Origin of the sequence: Nocardia sp. NPDC050712 (genome assembly GCF_040654295.1) — a bacterium.
In the GTDB taxonomy this organism is placed as follows: Bacteria; Actinomycetota; Actinomycetes; order Mycobacteriales; family Mycobacteriaceae; genus Nocardia.
Map to the genome: position 1 here is coordinate 261481 of NZ_JBFAHT010000001.1, position 15951 is coordinate 277431.

A 15951-nucleotide genomic window follows, 5' to 3' on the forward strand; every position below is an offset into this window, starting at 1 on the left:
GCGTTCGGGGCCCTGCATGGTTACGCAGGCTGCCGCCTCCGGGCCTGACCTCGCGCGCCGGACGACGCGCCACGGTGCGCGTGATGTCAGTGCTGATGGCGGCCTCCGTGACGGTCCTCGCCGGCTGCACGGCGAATCCGCCACCGCCCATCGAGAGCACCGACAGCCCCAAGACGACGCCGGCCAAGCCGGGCAAGAACACCGTCGTGGTGGCCATCGACGACATCGGGATCGGGTTCAACCCGCATCTGCGTTCCGATCAGTCGCCGGCCACCGCCGCGGTGAGTTCGATGGTGCTGCCCAGCCCGTTCCGGCCGGTGCCGAATACCGCGGCGCCGGGCGCGACGGAGTGGGTGGCCGACACCGCGCTGGTGACCTCCGCCGAGGTCAGCTCGCAGGAGCCCTTCACCATCACCTACGCGCTGCGCAATCAGGCCAACTGGTCCGACGGCGCCCCGATCGCCGCCGAGGATTTCCGGTTCCTGTGGCAGCAGATGATCACCCAGCCCGGTGTCGTCGATCCGGCGGGCTACCGGCTGATCTCGGATGTGGACTCCTCCGACGGCGGAAAGACCGTGAAGGTCAAGATGACCCAGGCCTACCCGGCCTGGCGGGAGCTGTTCACCAACCTGCTGCCCTCGCATCTGCTGAAGGACTCGCCGGGCGGTTTCACCAACGGCCTGGTCGAGCGAATCCAGGTGTCGGGCGGCAACTTCCGCATCAAGTCGGTGGATCGTGGCCGCGACGAGATCCTGCTCGAACGCAACGACCGCTACTGGGGCACCCCGGCCGCGCCGGACCAGATCCTGTTGCGGCGCGGCGGAACTCCCGCGCAGCTGGCCGATTCGCTGCGCACCGGGGACGCGCAGATGACCCTGGTGCACGGCGGCGTCGCGACCCAGGCGCAGCTGGCGGCGATCCCCTCGGTGCGGACCGCGATCATGGCGCAGTCGCGGCAATTGCAGCTCGTGCTGAACGGCCGCGGCACCGGCGATCTCAGTGACGCCCGGGTCCGCCGCGGGGTTTTCGCGCTGCTCGATCCGTCGCTGCTGGCGACTGTCGGCGCGCAGACCGGCGGCTGGGTGGAGCCGGTGCGTGCGCAGATCCTGAGCCCGTCCGACCCCGGTTACGCGCCGACCGCGCCGCCGCGGCTGTCCGCGGAGGAGGCCTTCGGGCTGCTCGGCGAGGCCGGGTACACCCGGGCGCCGGAAACGCCCGTTGCGAGCTCGCCGACCGCGCCCGCGCCGCAGCCCCGTCAGCTCACGAAAAACGGTAAGACCCTTGCCATTCGGATCGGCGCGGTGACCGGCGACGCGACCTCGCTCGCGGTCGCCAATACCGCGGCCGACCAATTGCGCAGTGCCGGTATCGATGCCACCGTCCGCAGCCTGGCCGCGGACGCGCTCTACGGCAAGGAACTGGTCGAGGGCGGCGTGGACGCGATCGCGGGCTGGGCGGTCGCCGGGTCCGATCCGGCCACCGTGCTCGCCTCCCGCTACGGCTGCCTGCCGCCGACGGACACCGGCTCCGACACCGGCACCGCCCCGACCGTCGAGGCGATGCGCCGGGCGCCGAGCAACCTGTCCGGGGTGTGCGATCCGGTGCTGCAAGGCGGGATCGATGCCGCGCTGCGCGGTGTCGACGTGCCCCAGGTGCTCGCCGAAGCCGAACCGGCCCTGTGGAATCTGTCGACCGTGCTGCCCATCGTGCAGGACAACGTGGTCGCCGCCGCGGGCCCGCGGGTGGACGGCGCCTCGCTGAGCGGAGCCATCCAGGTCGGCATCTTCGGTGACGCGGCCATGTGGCGGCGCCTGCCGTGAGCGGTGGTCTGCTGCTGGTGCACGCGCACCCGGACGACGAATCCATCACCACCGGCGGCACCATCGCGCACTATCGCCGCCTCGGCGTTCCGGTCCAGGTGCTGACCTGCACCCTCGGCGAGGAGGGCGAGGTGATCGGGGACGAATGGGCCCAGCTCACCGTCGATCACGCCGATCAGCTCGGCGGCTATCGGATCACCGAATTGACCAGGGCGCTGGCGGCTTTGGACGCGGGGCCGCCGCGCTTCCTCGGCGGCGCCGGGCGCTGGCGGGATTCCGGGATGGCGGGCACGCCCTCCGCCGAGAATCCTCGGGCCTTCGTCAATTCCGGCGCGGCCGCGGTGGACGCGCTGACCGAGATCGTGCTCGAACTGCGCCCCGACGTGGTGGTCGGCTACGACCCGAAGGGCGGCTACGGTCACCCGGATCACATTCGCGCGCACCAGATCACGACGGCGGCGGTGCACGCGGCGGCCGACAAGGGCTGGGATACACCGAAGTTCTACTGGACCGTGACCGACGGCGACATCCTGCGCCTGCACACCGCCGCGCTGGCCCGCCGCACCGTCGAGGGGCTGCCCGGCGCGCTGCCGCCGGGATGGCGGTTGCCCTTCGCGGATGAACTCGCCTGCGTCCCCAGCCAAACCGTCACCACGACGGTCGACGTCTCCGATGCGCTGGCGGCCAAGCGCGCCGCGCTGCGGGCCCACGCCACGCAGGTGACGGTCGCTCCGGCCGGGCGCGAATTCGCGCTCTCGAACAACATCGCGCAGCCGGTCCTGCCCGAGGAGCACTACGTGCTCGTGCGCGGCGCGCGCGGGCCGATCGGCGCCGACGGCCGCGAGCACGACCTGTTTGCCGGTATTGCCCGATTTGCGCAAAGTAGCTGATAAACGCCGGTAACTGGACGTCTGCTGAAATGCGGTGAACCCGAGGTAGGGTTCCCTCGTTCACAGACGTTCGACGCGGAGGAATGCACGTTTCATGACGGCAGTCAGCGACCACGATTCGAATCACCTCAGCGTCGAGGACCACGGCTATCACAAGAGCCTCAAGCCGCGGCAGCTGCAGATGATCGCGATCGGCGGCGCCATCGGCACCGGCCTGTTCCTGGGTGCGGGCGGGCGGCTCGCCAGCGCGGGCCCCGGGCTGTTCCTGGTCTACGGAGTCTGCGGCGTCTTCGCCTTCCTGATCCTGCGGGCCCTGGGCGAGCTGGTGCTGCACCGGCCGTCCTCCGGATCGTTCGTGTCCTACGCGCGTGAGTTCTTCGGCGAGAAGGCCGCTTTCGTGGCCGGCTGGATGTATTTCCTGAACTGGTCCATGACCGGTATCGCCGACACCACCGCGATCGCGCAGTACTTCCACTACTGGGCCGGGTTCTCCCATATCCCGCAGTGGGTGCTGGCGCTGATCGCGCTCCTCATCGTGCTCGGCATCAACCTGATGTCGGTGAAGTGGTTCGGCGAGATGGAGTTCTGGGCCGCACTGGTGAAGGTGTTCGCGCTGAGCGCGTTCATCATCATCGGCGCCATCTTCCTGCTCGGCCGGTTCACGGTGCAGGGGCAGCCGACCGGCATGTCGGTGGTCACCGACAACGGCGGGCTGTTCCCGAACGGGCTGCTGCCGCTGGTCCTGGTCACCTCCGGCGTCGTCTTCGCCTACGCCGCTGTCGAACTCGTCGGCACCGCGGCGGGGGAGACCGAGAATCCCGAGAAGATCATGCCGCGCGCGATCAACTCGGTGATCTTCCGGATCGCGATCTTCTACGTCGGCTCGGTGGTGCTGCTCGGGCTGCTGCTGCCCTACACCGCCTACAAGGCCAGCGAGAGCCCCTTCGTCACCTTCTTCGCCGCGCTCGGCGTCCCCGGCATCGGCAGCGTGATGAACCTGGTCGTGCTCACCGCCGCGTTCTCCAGCCTGAACGCCGGTCTGTACTCGACCGGCCGCATCCTGCGCTCGATGTCGATGAACGGCAGCGCGCCGAAATTCACCGGCGTGATCGGCGACAACGGCGTGCCCTACGGCGGCATCCTGCTCACCAGCGTGGTCGCGCTGTTCGGCATCGCGCTCAACGGCATCGTCCCGGACGAGGCGTTCGAGATCGTGCTGAACATCGCCTCGCTCGGCATCATCTCCTCCTGGGCCACCATCGTGCTGTGCCAGCTGCAGTTCTATCGCTGGTCCAAGCAGGGCAAGGTGCAGCGGCCGGCCTTCCGGATGTTCGGCGCGCCCTACACCGGCATCCTGACGCTGGTGTTCCTGTTCCTGGTCCTGGTGCTGATGGCCTTCGACACCCCGATCGGCACCTGGACCGTCGGCGCGCTGGTGGTCATCGTGCCGGCGCTGATCATCGGCTGGTTCGCCGCGCGCAAACGGGTCATGGCCATCGCCGAGCAGCGCGAAGGCAACACCGGGCAGTTCCCGGTCGTCGCCAACCTCCCGATGGGCAAGCGCAAACGCAAAGGCTAGCCAACCGGACGTAGACTCCGTGGGGTGTACAACTGGGACCTGCAGAACGCCATCGCGGCCTTCGTGGAGAGCATGCGGCCCAACTGGCCCGCGCAACACGAGCTGTACATGTCCGCGCTGCACACCTTCGTCGAGATGCAGAGTCACCTGCTGACCCTGCTCGGCTTCCCGCCGGTCCCGTGACCGCTACCGTCGACAAGCGCGCCGCACCGGCCGCGGATCCCGCCGAGCGGGCGCCGCGCCTGGTCCTGATGACCACGCTCGTGCTGAGCGGATTCTTCACCCTGGCCTTCGAGGTGCTGTATCTGCCGTTCTACCTCGGCCGCTCCGGTGTGCCCGCGCCGGAGGCCGGTGTGCAGGCCGCGGGCCTCGCGGTGGCCGGTACCGGCGGCGCCACCCCGTTCCCGCTCACGGCGCTGCTCGCGGCCGTGCTGAACGTGCTGCTGGTCGCGGCGATGGGCACGCTCACCACGAGCGCCCGCGTCATGCTGCTCCCGGTGCTGGCCTGGGCCTTCGGCTTCTTCCTGTGCTCGATTCCGGGGCCCGGCGGCGACATCATGCTGCTCAGTGACTGGTCTACGCTGCTCCTGCTGCTCGGCGGCCTGATCCCGCCGCTGCTGTACGCCCTGCTGCGCTGGAATCCGGCGCCGGTCGCGCGCTAGTCGATCCGGATAGCCATGGTGGCGACCACGGCGTCGGTGCGCAGGCGCAACGCGGTGGCCAGGACCGGGCCGCGGGGGTTGTGGAAGACGCGGTGCCGCCAGTGTTTCGGCTCCACCTGCGCCAGCAGGACGGTGACGTGGCGACCGGCGGCCGTGCGCTTGCGCACGTAGGCCAGGACGGTGGCGACCATGTTGCGATGCGGGCAGGGCAGGACGACGAGCGGGATATCGGGATTCCACTCTTTCCACAGGGCGCTCAGGTGCTTGGTCTTGGCGGGCTCGATCTCGGCGGTGACGGCGATGATCTCGCCGTGCATGCGCAGCGCGGCCTCCAGCGCCCGCACGGTCACCTCGCTCATCGTGACCACCGGGACGATGACCAGCGGCTCGGCGTCCGGGCTGAGCCGCAGCGGCGGCGGGATCCGACCGAGGCGCAGGGTCGCGGCGACCCCGCGGTAGTAGTTCTCGGTGCGGGCGAACAGGATGATCAGGGCGGGCACGATGAGCAGCAGCAGCCAGGCGCCCTCGCGGAACTTCTCGGCGAGCAGCACGAAACCCGCCAGGCAGGTGAGCACCGCGCCGAAGCCGTTGAGCAGGATGCGGGCCCGCCAGCCACGACCGTGGTCCTGATGCCAGTGCCGCACCAAACCCGTTTGGCTGATGGTGAATCCGATGAAGACCCCGATCGCGTACAGCGGCAGCAGCCGATGCGTGTCGGCGCCCACGACGAGCAGGATCAGGCCCGCGGTCAGGGCCAGGGCGAGCACGCCGTAGCGGAAGACCGGCCGCTCCGACCGCATGGCGAACAGCGAGGGCAGGCGGCGGTCCTTGGCCAGCAGCGACAGCAGCACGGGCAGCCCGCCGAAGCTGGTGTTGGCGGCCAGGACCAGGACCATGGTGACCGCGAGGTTGGTCAGGTAGAACAGCCAGCCGGTGCCGAACGCGGCGGCGGCGAGCTGGGCCAGGATGGTCACCCCGTGGCGCGGCACCACGTCGTGCTGGCGGATCAGCCAGGACAGTCCGAGCAGCAGCACGCCGAGCAGCACACCCAGCGCCACCTCGGTGTGCTGGGCCCGCCGCACGGCCGGGCTGCGGAAGGCGGGCACCGCGTTGGCGATCGCCTCGACGCCGGTCAGCGCCGAACAGCCGGCCGCGAAGGCCTTGAGCAGCAACAGGATTCCGACGGCCTCCAGCACCGGGAACGGTGCCTCGTCATCGCCGATGACCGCGACCGGCGTCGCGCGGAACAGGCCGGTGACGATGACCGCCACCATCAGGACCAGGAACAGGAACGCCGGTGCCATCAGGACTTTCGCCGATTCCGCGACGCCGATCAGGTTGAGCACGGTCAGGGCGAGGAGCCCGAGCAGCGTGATCGCGAGCAGGTGATCGTGCAGCGCGGGGAAGGCGCTGGCCAGGCTGGCCGCGCCCGCCGCGAGACTGACCGCGACGGTGAGCACGTAGTCCACGACCAGGCTGGCCGCCGCCAGCAGCGCGGCGTAGCGGCCCAGATGCTTCTTCGCGACCGCGTAGGAGCCGCCGCCGTCCGGGTGCACCGCGATGACTTGCCGATACGACAGCACGAGCACCAGCAACAAGGTGGCGATCGCAGCGGCCACCGGCAGCGTCCAGGACACCGCCGCCGCGCCCGCCACCACCAGCACCAGCACGATCGCCTCGGGACCGTAGGCCACGCTCGACAGCGCGTCCAGCGAGAGCGCCGCGAGACCGCCGACGGCGGTCAGCCGGTACTTGTCCCCACGCTGCTGCCGCCGGACCCGCGGATCGGCGATGGGCAACTCGGTCGTCCGCGGTTCGGCCACGGATCTATTGAACGCGGCGGGCGCTCGGCAATCAGGCAGCGACACCCGCGCGGTCGCCCAGGCGGCCCGGGGTCACGGCGTCGATCAGCGGCCAGGCCTGATCGACGGGGATGTCGATGACGAGATAGCGTTTCCGGCCTGCCGCCGTGGCGGCGATGATGGTGGCGACGCCGGAGCGCCGCTGCCAAAACGATTGCCGCACAGTCCAGCCGATGATGCCGGGCGCCTCCACGCAGTCGCGGGCGCGGTCCAGCGAGCCGGAGCGGGTGATCAGCCAGGCCGGAGCGGTGCTGGTCGCGGGGATCACGGTGTGCCCGAGCCCGCGATACCGGTCCTCGGCGAGCGGGAGCGCGATCAGCGCGAGAATGCCGGGCAGCAGGAGCCACCAGGGGGAGACGCGCGCGCCGGTCAGGTGCAGTACCGCCAGCAGGACGACGATCAGCGCGGCCGGAGTGAGCGCGCGGGTGTATCGCCGTCGGCGCGCGGCGGTTCCGTGGGGGATCAGCGGTGCACTGGTCTGCACTGTGGTCACAGTGCCCCCGCCCGTGGAGTTGGCGACAGCGGGCGAGTGGGAGTTGTCTGCGGCGGACTTGCTGAGCTGCGGCGGATCGGAGTCGCCTGCGGAGGCCTTGTGGAGGCTCAGCGCGCCGGCCGCGGTCGCCGCGGAGTCCTGTTGCTGTGCACTCTTTTCCGGTTCGGGCGTCTGGCGCGGCCCGAGCAGCTCGGCGAGGGTGCGTTCGACGGCGGCGCGCGGGGCCTGGGGGAGCAGCTTCAGTTTGGGCTTCTCGCCGACCATGATCGCTTCGAGTTCCGCGGCGCCCGCCAAGCGCAGCAGCAGGGGCTCTTTCACGGTCGCGCCGCGAAACCGGGCCAGGTCCATGGTGATCTGGCGGGTGGTGAACAGGCCGTGGCGTACGTGCAGGGTGTGACCGTCGTCGAGGACCTTCAGGTTGTGATAGGTGGTGAGGTAGCGGGCGCTGCCGGCGAGGCTGACCACCAGCACGATCGCCACGACCAGGGCCGTGATCGCGAGCGCGATGACCAGGCCGCTGCCGTCCTCGAGATTCTGGGCCGCCCGTGATTCGAACAGCACCTTGCCCAGGCCGTACTGGAAGGCCAGGCCCACCACGGGCGCGACCACCGCGAACCCGGTGAGCGAGAGCGGCGCGTAGCGGGCCCAGGCCGGCTGCCAGTGGCCGATCTCGCGGGCGGGCCGCGGCGGCTCGGGCGGCGCGCCGGGCGAAACCGGTTGTGCCGCAACACTTTGCGTGGTGTGCGCCAGCAATTCGGTACGCAGTCCCGGCACCACCCGGGCGTCCAGGGCGTCGAGTTTGAAGGTGTCTTCCCGATCCGCGGCCTTGCCCGTGCCGATGACCACCACCGCCAAGCCGAGCGCGCGGCGCAGTAGATCGGCTTCGATGTCGACCGACCGGATCCGCGAGCGTGGCACCGAGAGCTTCTTGCGCTGGATCAGGCCGGTACGCAGTTCCACATGCGTCGGCCCGACCCGATAGCTGGTGGTGAACCAGCGGGTGAGCGCGAACACCACGATCAGGACCAGCGGCACCAGGCTCCACAGGTGGTTGCCGCTGCTGGTGCCGAGCAGCACGGTGCCGATCAGCACCGGGATGAACTTCACCAGCTCGGTGACCGGATGCACCAGCAGCATGCGCTTGTCCAAGCGCAGCCACGGCCGATCGGATGGAGCCGGTTCGACGACCTCGGTCATCGGCGGCCCGGCCGGTCCATGCCGACGGCTCGCGCCCGGGCGTGCTCGCTCATGTCGCGTCCCCGCGATGCTGCGCGGCGATCTCGGTCAGCCGCTGCACGGTCTGTTCGGCGACCGGCAGATCCAGGGCGGAGATGTGGACCGCGCCCGCCGAGGACGCGGTCGTCACGGTGACCGTGGCCAGCCCCAGCATGCGCTCCAGCGGCCCGCGCTGGGTATCCACGGTCTGCACCCGGGAGATCGGCGCGACCCGGCTCTCCTGGGTCAGCCAGCCGACCCGGGTGTACACGGCCTCCTCGGTGACTTCCCACCGATGCACCGAATACCGCCAGATCGGCACGACGACGGCGGTGAGCACCGCGAGCACCACGGCGATGGCCAGCGAGAGCAACGCCGAACCGCGGCGGGCGGAATCGACCGCGGCCCAGATCGCCAGCGCCACCACCGGAATCACCCAGCCCGCGAGCACCTGCAGCGCCCACAGCAGCCGCGCCCTGGGACTCGGACGCCAGGCGGGGTCGGCCAGGATGGTGGGCGGCTGCGACATCTTGCCATCTTGCCCGAACTCGGGCCCGTACGGCGCGACCCGGCGAATCGTGGGCTCGCCGAGCCCGGTCCGGCGTCCGGGAATAAGGCCGCGCGCCGCCGCGGTTGTCCCGCTCATGACCGGCGTCGAACTGGAGGGTTCGGTGCGTCACGAGCAGTCGAGGGAGACAGGCCGGGATGTGTAGCGCATGATCGAACCTGTGAGTGAGCGCAGCGAACGAACAGAAGGCACAGCACGGCCCGTCACGGCGGAGCCGAGCGGCAGCGAGGCGCAGCGGTGACGGAGCTAGCGACACCGAGTGTTCCCCCGGCACCGCCTTCGCCGTCGGCCATGCGCCGGGCGTTGCGGCGCGCGCGTGACGGCGTGACGCTGAACGTGGACGAGGCGGCCGTACTGCTGCACGCGCGTGGCGAGGATCTGGCCGATCTGACCGCCAGTGCCGCGCGGGTGCGTGATGCGGGTCTGGAGTCCGCCGGGCGCCCGAAGACCATCAGCTACTCACGCAATGTCTTCATCCCGCTGACCCGGTTGTGCCGGGACAAGTGCCACTACTGCACCTTCGTGACCGTGCCGGGCAAGCTGCGCGCCGAGGGTAAGGGCATGTTCCTGGAGCCCGACGAGGTGCTCGAGATCGCCCGCCGCGGCGCCGAACTCGGGTGCAAGGAGGCGCTGTTCACCCTGGGTGACCGTCCCGAGGACCGCTGGCCGGAGGCCGCGCAGTGGCTCGACGAGCGCGGCTACGACTCCACCCTGGATTACCTGCGCGCCGTGTCGATCATGGTGCTTGAGGAGACCGGCCTGCTGCCGCATCTGAATCCGGGCGTGATGAGCTGGGAGGAGATCTCGCGGCTCAAGCCGGTCGCCCAGTCCATGGGCATGATGCTGGAGACGACCGCGACCCGGTTGTTCACCGAGAAGGGCAACTGCCACTACGGCAGCCCGGACAAGGACCCGGCGGTCCGGTTGCGCGCGATCACCGACGCGGGCCGCCTGTCGGTGCCCTACACCACCGGTCTCCTGGTCGGCATCGGCGAGACGCTGTTCGAGCGGGCCGAGTCGATCATGGCGATTCGCAAGCAGCACAAGGCGTTCGGCCACATCCAGGAAGTCATCATCCAGAACTTCCGGGCCAAGGACGACACCGCGATGCGCGATGTCCCCGATGCCGGCATGGACGAGTTCCGCGCCACCATCGCGGTGACCAGGCTGGTCCTGGGCCCGGATGTGCCGGTGCAGGCGCCGCCGAACCTGGTGTCGCACGCCGAGTGCCAGGCGCTGATCGACGCCGGCATCGACGACTGGGGCGGTGTCTCCCCGGTCACTCCCGACCACGTGAATCCGGAACGCCCGTGGCCGAACCTGGACACGCTGCGCGAGATCACCGAGGCGGCCGGGTATCAGCTGGTGGAACGGACCTCCGCGCACCCGAAATACGTGCGCGCGGGCAACCCGTGGACCGACCCGCGGATCGGCGCGCACGTCGCCGCGCTCACCGATCCCGCGACCGGCCTGGCGAACCCCGACGCCATCCCGAAGGGCCTGCCCTGGCAGGAGCCCGACGAATCCTGGGAGTCGGTCGGCCGCGTCGATCTCAACACCTCGATCGACACCGAGGGCCGGATCACCGAGTCCCGCAGCGATTCCGGGCTCGGCGAGGACCTGCTGGGCGCCTTCGGCGACTGGGAGACCATCCGCGAACAGGCCCGCGATCTGGCCGTCACCGCCCCCGAGCGGCTCGACTCCGATGTGCTCGCGGCGCTGCGCGTCGCCGAGCAGGACCCGGCCGGGCTCACCGACGATCAGTACCTGGCCCTGGCGACCGCCGACGGCCCGAACCTGGAAGCCGTTGCCGCCCTTGCCGATCAGTTGCGCCGCGACGTCAACGGCGACGACGTCACCTACGTGGTGAACCGGAACATCAACTTCACCAACATCTGCTACACCGGCTGCCGCTTCTGCGCCTTCGCCCAGCGCAAGGGGGACGCGGACGCGTTCACCCTGAGCACCGACGAGGTCGCCGACCGGGCCTGGGAAGCCCACGTCGACGGCGCCACCGAGATCTGCATGCAGGGCGGTATCGACCCGGAACTGCCGGTCACCGGATACGCCGACCTGGTGCGCGCGATCAAGAAGCGGGTGCCCTCGATGCACGTGCACGCGTTCAGCCCGATGGAGATCGTGAACGGCGCCTCGCGCGGCGGTCAGAGCATCCAGGATTGGCTGATCGCGCTGAAAGAGGCCGGGCTGGACACGATTCCGGGCACCGCCGCCGAGATCCTGGACGACGAGGTGCGCTGGGTCCTGACCAAGGGCAAGCTGCCCAGCTCGGCCTGGATCGAAGTGATCACCACGGCGCATCGGGTGGGCCTGCGCTCGAGTTCGACGATGATGTACGGCCACGTCGACAATCCCAAGCACTGGGTCGGGCACCTGCGGGTGCTGCGCGGCATCCAGGACGAGACCGGTGGTTTCACCGAATTCGTGCTGCTGCCGTTCGTGCATCAGAGTTCGCCGCTGTACCTGGCGGGCGCGTCCCGGCCGGGGCCGACGATCCGCGACAACCGCGCCGCGCACGCGCTGGCCCGGATCATGCTGCACGGCCGGATCGACAACATCCAGACCAGCTGGGTCAAGCTCGGCTCGGCCGGTACCCGGATGATGCTCAACGGCGGCGCGAACGACCTGGGCGGCACCCTGATGGAGGAGACCATCTCCCGGATGGCCGGTTCCCAGCACGGGTCGGCCAAGACTGTGGCCGAACTCACCGAGATCGCCACCGGCATCAACCGCCCGGTGCGCGAGCGCACCACGGTGTACGGCCAGGTCGACCGCCGTGGGACGCCGCTGCCGCTGTCGGTCGGGTAACGGCTGGGATTCCCAGCCCCCGCGGGGGACGACGGGCGGCTCCGGGGGCACTAGGATTCACCGGGAGTGGACGTCGGTGTGGACGGGACCATCCGGCGGCTGCGAGCTGGGGCCGAGCAGGCAAGTTAGGGCAGGCTGACCGGGAGTAACGTGGGGGAGCCCCGATAGGGTTTTCGCAGGCGGACCAACCCCGCAGGCGAGGACAGACTAGGAGAACGGCAGTGCCGTACATCATCGCTGAACCGTGCGTTGACGTGAAGGACAAGGCATGCATCGAGGAATGCCCCGTGGACTGCATCTACGAGGGTGGTCGCATGCTGTACATCCAACCCGACGAGTGCGTGGACTGTGGTGCGTGTGAACCGGTGTGCCCGGTGGAGGCGATCTTCTACGAAGACGACACCCCGGACCAGTGGAGCGGCTACGTGAACGCCAACGTCGACTTCTTCCACGAGCTCGGTTCGCCGGGTGGTGCGACGAAGGTCGGCGCGGTCGATTACGACCCGCCGTTCATCAAAGAGCTACCTCCGATGGCGGAGTGATTCACCGGTGAGTTCACGTAGCCGGGTCAGCAGCCTGCTGCCCGACTTTCCCTGGGACACCATTGCCGCGGTCAAGGCGAAAGCGGCGGCCCATCCCGGCGGGCTCGTCGACCTGTCGGTCGGCACGCCGGTCGATCCGGTCGCCCCGCTGATCCGGGCCGGCCTGAACGCGGTGGCGGAGGTGCCCGGCTACCCGACCACGCACGGCACGCCGGAGCTGCGTGCCGCCGCCGTGGAGGCGCTCAAGCGCCGCTTCGGGATCACCGGCGTCGACCAGTCCGCGGTGCTGCCGGTGATCGGCACCAAAGAACTCATCGCGGGTCTGCCCCGGCTGCTCGGGCTGGGCGCGGGTGACCTGGTGGTCATCCCCGAGGTCGCCTATCCCACCTACGAGGTGGGCGCGCTGCTCGCGGGTGCGCAGGTGCTGCGCGCCGACGGGCTGACCAAGTCCGGCCCGCAGACCCCCGCCCTGATCTATGTGAACTCGCCGTCGAATCCGACCGGGCGCGTGCTGCCGGTCGATCACCTGCGCAAGGTGGTGGCGTTCGCGCGCGAGCGCGGCGCGGTGGTGGCCTCCGACGAGTGCTACCTCGGCCTGACCTGGGAAGGCCGCGCGGTCTCGATCCTCGATCCCGAGGTGTGCGACGGAGATCACACGAATCTGCTGGCCATCCACTCGCTGTCGAAGACGTCCAACCTGGCCAGCTACCGCGCCGGTTTCGTGGCGGGCGATCCGGAGCTGGTCGCCGAGCTGCTCGAGGTGCGCAAGCACTCCGGCATGATGCTGCCGCTGCCGATCCAGGCCGCGATGACGGCCGCGCTGGGTGATGACGCGCACGAGGCGCAGCAGCGCGAACGTTACCGCGTGCGCCGGGAGATCCTGCGAAAGGCCTTGCAGGAGGCGGGTTTCCGCATCGATCACTCCGAGGCGGGCCTGTACCTGTGGTCCACGCGCGGTGAGAGCTGCCGCGCCACCCTGGACTGGCTGGCCGAGCGCGGCATCCTGGCCGCGCCCGGCGATTTCTACGGGCCCAACAGCAATGAGCACGTCCGCATCGCGCTGACGGCCACCGACGAGCGCATCGCCACCGCGGCGCAGCGCCTCTCGTCGACGAACTGAGCTATTCCTCGTCCGGCGCCGCGGCGGATTCGTCGCGGCGCGGCGGGGGAGCGAGCCGCACTACCCCCGCGTCGAGATCGAGCTCGACGGGGCGATGCGGCTGCCCGTTGCTGTCTTCGCCGCCCTCGTCGGCCAGTTTCTGGCCGGGAAACAGTTCACCGATGACACCCATGGCTCCACCCTAGCCGCGCTCAGCGCAGTGCCGGGTCGGTGACCTTGTCGCTGCTCCCGGCGGCCGCGTAGGCCTGGTCCTGCAGGTCCAGCAGCAGGTTGCCCGGCTGCACCTGGACGTCGGTCTCGCTGATCACCCCGCCCTGCGGGCACCACACGGCGACCCGGTGCGTGCCCGGCTTCAAGTTGTTGATCACGATCGTGCCGGACGGGTGCATCGCGATGCTCTGGGTGTCGGGGGTGCCGATGCTCGGATCGATCCGGCAGTGCCCGACGGGGTACTGCGTGCCGGTAACGGTGACTTTGACCCGTTCCCGGCCCGCGACGACCTGTGCCGAGCCCCAGTCGTCGGCGTGGGCGATGGCCGGTGCGGCCAGTATGAGCGATCCGGCAGAGAGCACAGTGGCGAGAATTCGCGCGGAGGTCATGTGACGAGCCTAGGTCGACCATGATCGGCGCCGCCACCCTCGATCCCGGCCAGTTACCGACACGCCCGGCGGGAGTGCGCCAACAGTCGCCTTCCGGGGTGCTCGCGGCGATAACCTGGGGTATGGACGCTGTCACGGTTGTCCCTACTCCTGCGAACGAACCCGTGCACTCGTATGCACCGGGTAGCCGGGAGCGTGCGCTGCTGGTCGCCGAGCTCGCCGAGATCTCCGCCGAATCCGTCGATGTGCCGCTGGTGATCGGCGGCAAGCATCGGCCGGGTACCGGGCAGGGACACGATATCGTCGCGCCGCACCGGCATCGCCACGTACTGGGGACCTACACCGATACCACGCATTCCGAAGCGAGCGCGGCCGTCGAGGCCGCCGTCGCGGCGGCGCCCGCCTGGCGGGCGCTACCCTTCGACGAGCGGGCCGCGGTGCTGTTACGCGCCGCCGACCTGCTGGCCGGGCCGTGGCGCGAAACCATCGCCGCCGCAACGATGCTCGGCCAGTCGAAGACAGCGCAGCAGGCCGAGATCGACGCGCCCTGCGAGCTGGTCGACTTCTGGCGATTCAACGTGGCCTTCGCGCGCGAGATCCTGGCGCAGCAGCCGCAGTCCGGCCCGGGGGTGTGGAACCGGATGGACTACCGGCCGCTGGAGGGGTTCGTCTACGCGATCACGCCGTTCAACTTCACCGCGATCGCGGGGAACCTGCCGACCGCGCCCGCCCTGATGGGCAATACGGTGGTGTGGAAACCTTCACCCACGCAGACGCTTTCGGCGTTCTATACGATGCGGCTGCTGGAGGCGGCGGGCCTGCCGCCGGGGGTGATCAACCTGGTCACCGGCGACGGCATCGCGCTCTCGGAGGTCGCGCTGGCCGACCCGCGGCTGGCCGGAATCCACTTCACCGGTTCCACCAAGACTTTTCAGCACCTGTGGCGCCAGGTCGCCTCGAATATCGACCGCTACCACGGCTATCCGCGCCTGGTCGGGGAGACCGGCGGCAAGGATTTCATCGTCGCGCACCCCTCGGCCGAGCCGGATTCGCTGCGTACCGCCCTGATTCGCGGTGCCTATGAATATCAGGGCCAGAAGTGCTCGGCGGCCTCGCGCGCCTACCTGCCGCGTTCGCTCTGGCGCCGGATGGGCGATGATTTCCTCACCGAGGCGGCCGAGCTGACCTACGGCGATGTCACGGATCTGGCGAATTTCGGTGGGGCGGTGATCGATCGGCGTTCCTACGACAAGAACGTGGCCGCCATCGAACGCGCCCGCGCCGCCGGCCTCGGCATTCCGGCGGGCGGAACCTATGACGACACCGAGGGCTGGTTCATCCGCCCGACGGTGCTGCTCTCCGAGGATCCGCGCGACGAGTCCTTCGCCACCGAGTATTTCGGGCCGGTGCTGTCGGTGCACGTCTACGACGACAGCGCGCCCGGCGCCTACGCCGACATCCTCGCCGAGGTCGAGTCCACCGCGCCCTACGCCCTGACCGGCGCGGTCTTCGCGCGCGACCGGCAGGCGATCGAACAGGCCGGTGCCGCACTGCGTTTCGCGGCGGGCAACTTCTACATCAACGACAAGCCGACCGGCGCGGTGGTCGGCCAGCAGCCGTTCGGCGGCGCCCGCGCCTCCGGCACCGACGACAAGGCGGGCTCCCCGCTGAACCTGCTGCGCTGGACCGCGCCGCGTGCGCTCAAGGAAACCTTCGATCCGCCCGCCGATTACCGCTATCCGCACATGCGGGCCGACGGATGAGCCGGGAGCGCG

At 69.9% G+C, this 15951-nt stretch carries 14 protein-coding genes; 9 read left to right on the forward strand and 5 right to left on the reverse strand.

Going from position 1 to position 15951, the window contains the following annotated elements; all coding sequences use genetic code 11:
* The first annotated feature begins 83 nt into the window (after nt 1-83).
* The 5 genes from AB0H76_RS01305 to AB0H76_RS01325 all read left to right on the forward strand — a co-directional run bounded on the left by AB0H76_RS01305 (nt 84) and on the right by AB0H76_RS01325 (nt 4951).
* Nucleotides 84-1820: an ABC transporter family substrate-binding protein gene (locus AB0H76_RS01305; RefSeq protein ID WP_357315697.1), complete on the forward strand. Its 1737-nt coding sequence runs from the start codon at nt 84-86 to the stop codon at nt 1818-1820.
* Nucleotides 1817-2710: an N-acetyl-1-D-myo-inositol-2-amino-2-deoxy-alpha-D-glucopyranoside deacetylase gene (gene mshB, locus AB0H76_RS01310; RefSeq protein WP_357315700.1), complete on the forward strand. Its 894-nt coding sequence runs from the start codon at nt 1817-1819 to the stop codon at nt 2708-2710. The genes AB0H76_RS01305 and mshB overlap by 4 nt, the downstream gene beginning before the upstream one ends.
* Before the next feature lie 94 nt (nt 2711-2804).
* Nucleotides 2805-4289, forward strand: coding sequence for an amino acid permease (locus AB0H76_RS01315; protein WP_357315703.1), 1485 nt, complete (start codon nt 2805-2807; stop codon nt 4287-4289).
* Nucleotides 4290-4313: 24 nt separating this feature from the next.
* On the forward strand, nt 4314-4472 hold the full coding sequence (locus tag AB0H76_RS01320) for a hypothetical protein (RefSeq protein ID WP_357315706.1): 159 nt from the start codon (nt 4314-4316) through the stop codon (nt 4470-4472).
* The gene (locus AB0H76_RS01325; protein ID WP_357315709.1) at nt 4469-4951 is read left to right on the forward strand and encodes a hypothetical protein; all 483 of its coding nucleotides are present in this window, start codon (nt 4469-4471) and stop codon (nt 4949-4951) included. Before AB0H76_RS01320 ends, AB0H76_RS01325 begins: the two co-directional genes overlap by 4 nt.
* On the opposite strand, the gene AB0H76_RS01330 is transcribed toward AB0H76_RS01325, so the two are convergent.
* The 3 genes from AB0H76_RS01330 to AB0H76_RS01340 are packed head-to-tail and all read right to left on the reverse strand — an operon-like array spanning nt 4948 to nt 9050.
* On the reverse strand, nt 4948-6774 hold the full coding sequence (locus tag AB0H76_RS01330) for an APC family permease (protein ID WP_357315712.1): 1827 nt from the start codon (nt 6772-6774) through the stop codon (nt 4948-4950). The two genes, AB0H76_RS01325 and AB0H76_RS01330, sit on opposite strands and share 4 nt — an antisense overlap.
* Before the next feature lie 31 nt (nt 6775-6805).
* Nucleotides 6806-8503, reverse strand: a complete 1698-nt coding sequence (locus AB0H76_RS01335) for a PH domain-containing protein (RefSeq protein WP_357315715.1) — start codon at nt 8501-8503, stop codon at nt 6806-6808.
* A 49-nt stretch (nt 8504-8552) separates the two neighbouring features.
* The gene (locus AB0H76_RS01340) at nt 8553-9050 is read right to left on the reverse strand and encodes a PH domain-containing protein (RefSeq protein ID WP_357320280.1); all 498 of its coding nucleotides are present in this window, start codon (nt 9048-9050) and stop codon (nt 8553-8555) included.
* Between the two features lie 276 nt (nt 9051-9326).
* Here AB0H76_RS01340 and AB0H76_RS01345 point away from each other — a divergent pair, with 276 nt between their 5' ends.
* From AB0H76_RS01345 to dapC, 3 genes are all read left to right on the forward strand, one after another.
* Nucleotides 9327-11915: a bifunctional FO biosynthesis protein CofGH gene (locus tag AB0H76_RS01345; RefSeq protein WP_357315719.1), complete on the forward strand. Its 2589-nt coding sequence runs from the start codon at nt 9327-9329 to the stop codon at nt 11913-11915.
* A gap of 221 nt (nt 11916-12136) precedes the next feature.
* Nucleotides 12137-12457, forward strand: coding sequence for a ferredoxin (gene fdxA, locus AB0H76_RS01350; protein ID WP_194815326.1), 321 nt, complete (start codon nt 12137-12139; stop codon nt 12455-12457).
* A gap of 7 nt (nt 12458-12464) precedes the next feature.
* Nucleotides 12465-13577 (forward strand): succinyldiaminopimelate transaminase, encoded by a 1113-nt coding sequence (dapC, locus tag AB0H76_RS01355; protein ID WP_357315721.1) that lies wholly within the window; start codon nt 12465-12467, stop codon nt 13575-13577.
* A gap of 1 nt (nt 13578) precedes the next feature.
* On the opposite strand, the gene AB0H76_RS01360 is transcribed toward dapC, so the two are convergent.
* Entirely contained in the window at nt 13579-13749 is a 171-nt protein-coding gene (locus AB0H76_RS01360; protein ID WP_357315724.1) for a hypothetical protein, read from the reverse strand.
* 19 nt (nt 13750-13768) lie between these two features.
* Nucleotides 13769-14176: a hypothetical protein gene (locus AB0H76_RS01365; RefSeq protein WP_357315725.1), complete on the reverse strand. Its 408-nt coding sequence runs from the start codon at nt 14174-14176 to the stop codon at nt 13769-13771.
* Between the two features lie 122 nt (nt 14177-14298).
* Between AB0H76_RS01365 and pruA the strand changes: the two genes are divergently transcribed.
* The gene (gene pruA, locus AB0H76_RS01370) at nt 14299-15939 is read left to right on the forward strand and encodes an L-glutamate gamma-semialdehyde dehydrogenase (RefSeq protein WP_357315728.1); all 1641 of its coding nucleotides are present in this window, start codon (nt 14299-14301) and stop codon (nt 15937-15939) included.
* Nucleotides 15940-15951 lie beyond the last annotated feature (12 nt).

Coding starts and splice junctions, on each gene's coding strand:
- AB0H76_RS01305 (WP_357315697.1), top strand. CDS start 84: ATGTCAGTGCTGATGGCGGCCTCCGTGACGGTCCTCGCCGGCTGCACG.
- AB0H76_RS01315 (WP_357315703.1), top strand. CDS start 2,805: ATGACGGCAGTCAGCGACCACGATTCGAATCACCTCAGCGTCGAGGAC.
- AB0H76_RS01335 (WP_357315715.1), bottom strand. CDS start 8,503: ATGACCGAGGTCGTCGAACCGGCTCCATCCGATCGGCCGTGGCTGCGC.
- AB0H76_RS01340 (WP_357320280.1), bottom strand. CDS start 9,050: ATGTCGCAGCCGCCCACCATCCTGGCCGACCCCGCCTGGCGTCCGAGT.
- AB0H76_RS01360 (WP_357315724.1), bottom strand. CDS start 13,749: ATGGGTGTCATCGGTGAACTGTTTCCCGGCCAGAAACTGGCCGACGAG.
- AB0H76_RS01365 (WP_357315725.1), bottom strand. CDS start 14,176: ATGACCTCCGCGCGAATTCTCGCCACTGTGCTCTCTGCCGGATCGCTC.
- pruA (WP_357315728.1), top strand. CDS start 14,299: ATGGACGCTGTCACGGTTGTCCCTACTCCTGCGAACGAACCCGTGCAC.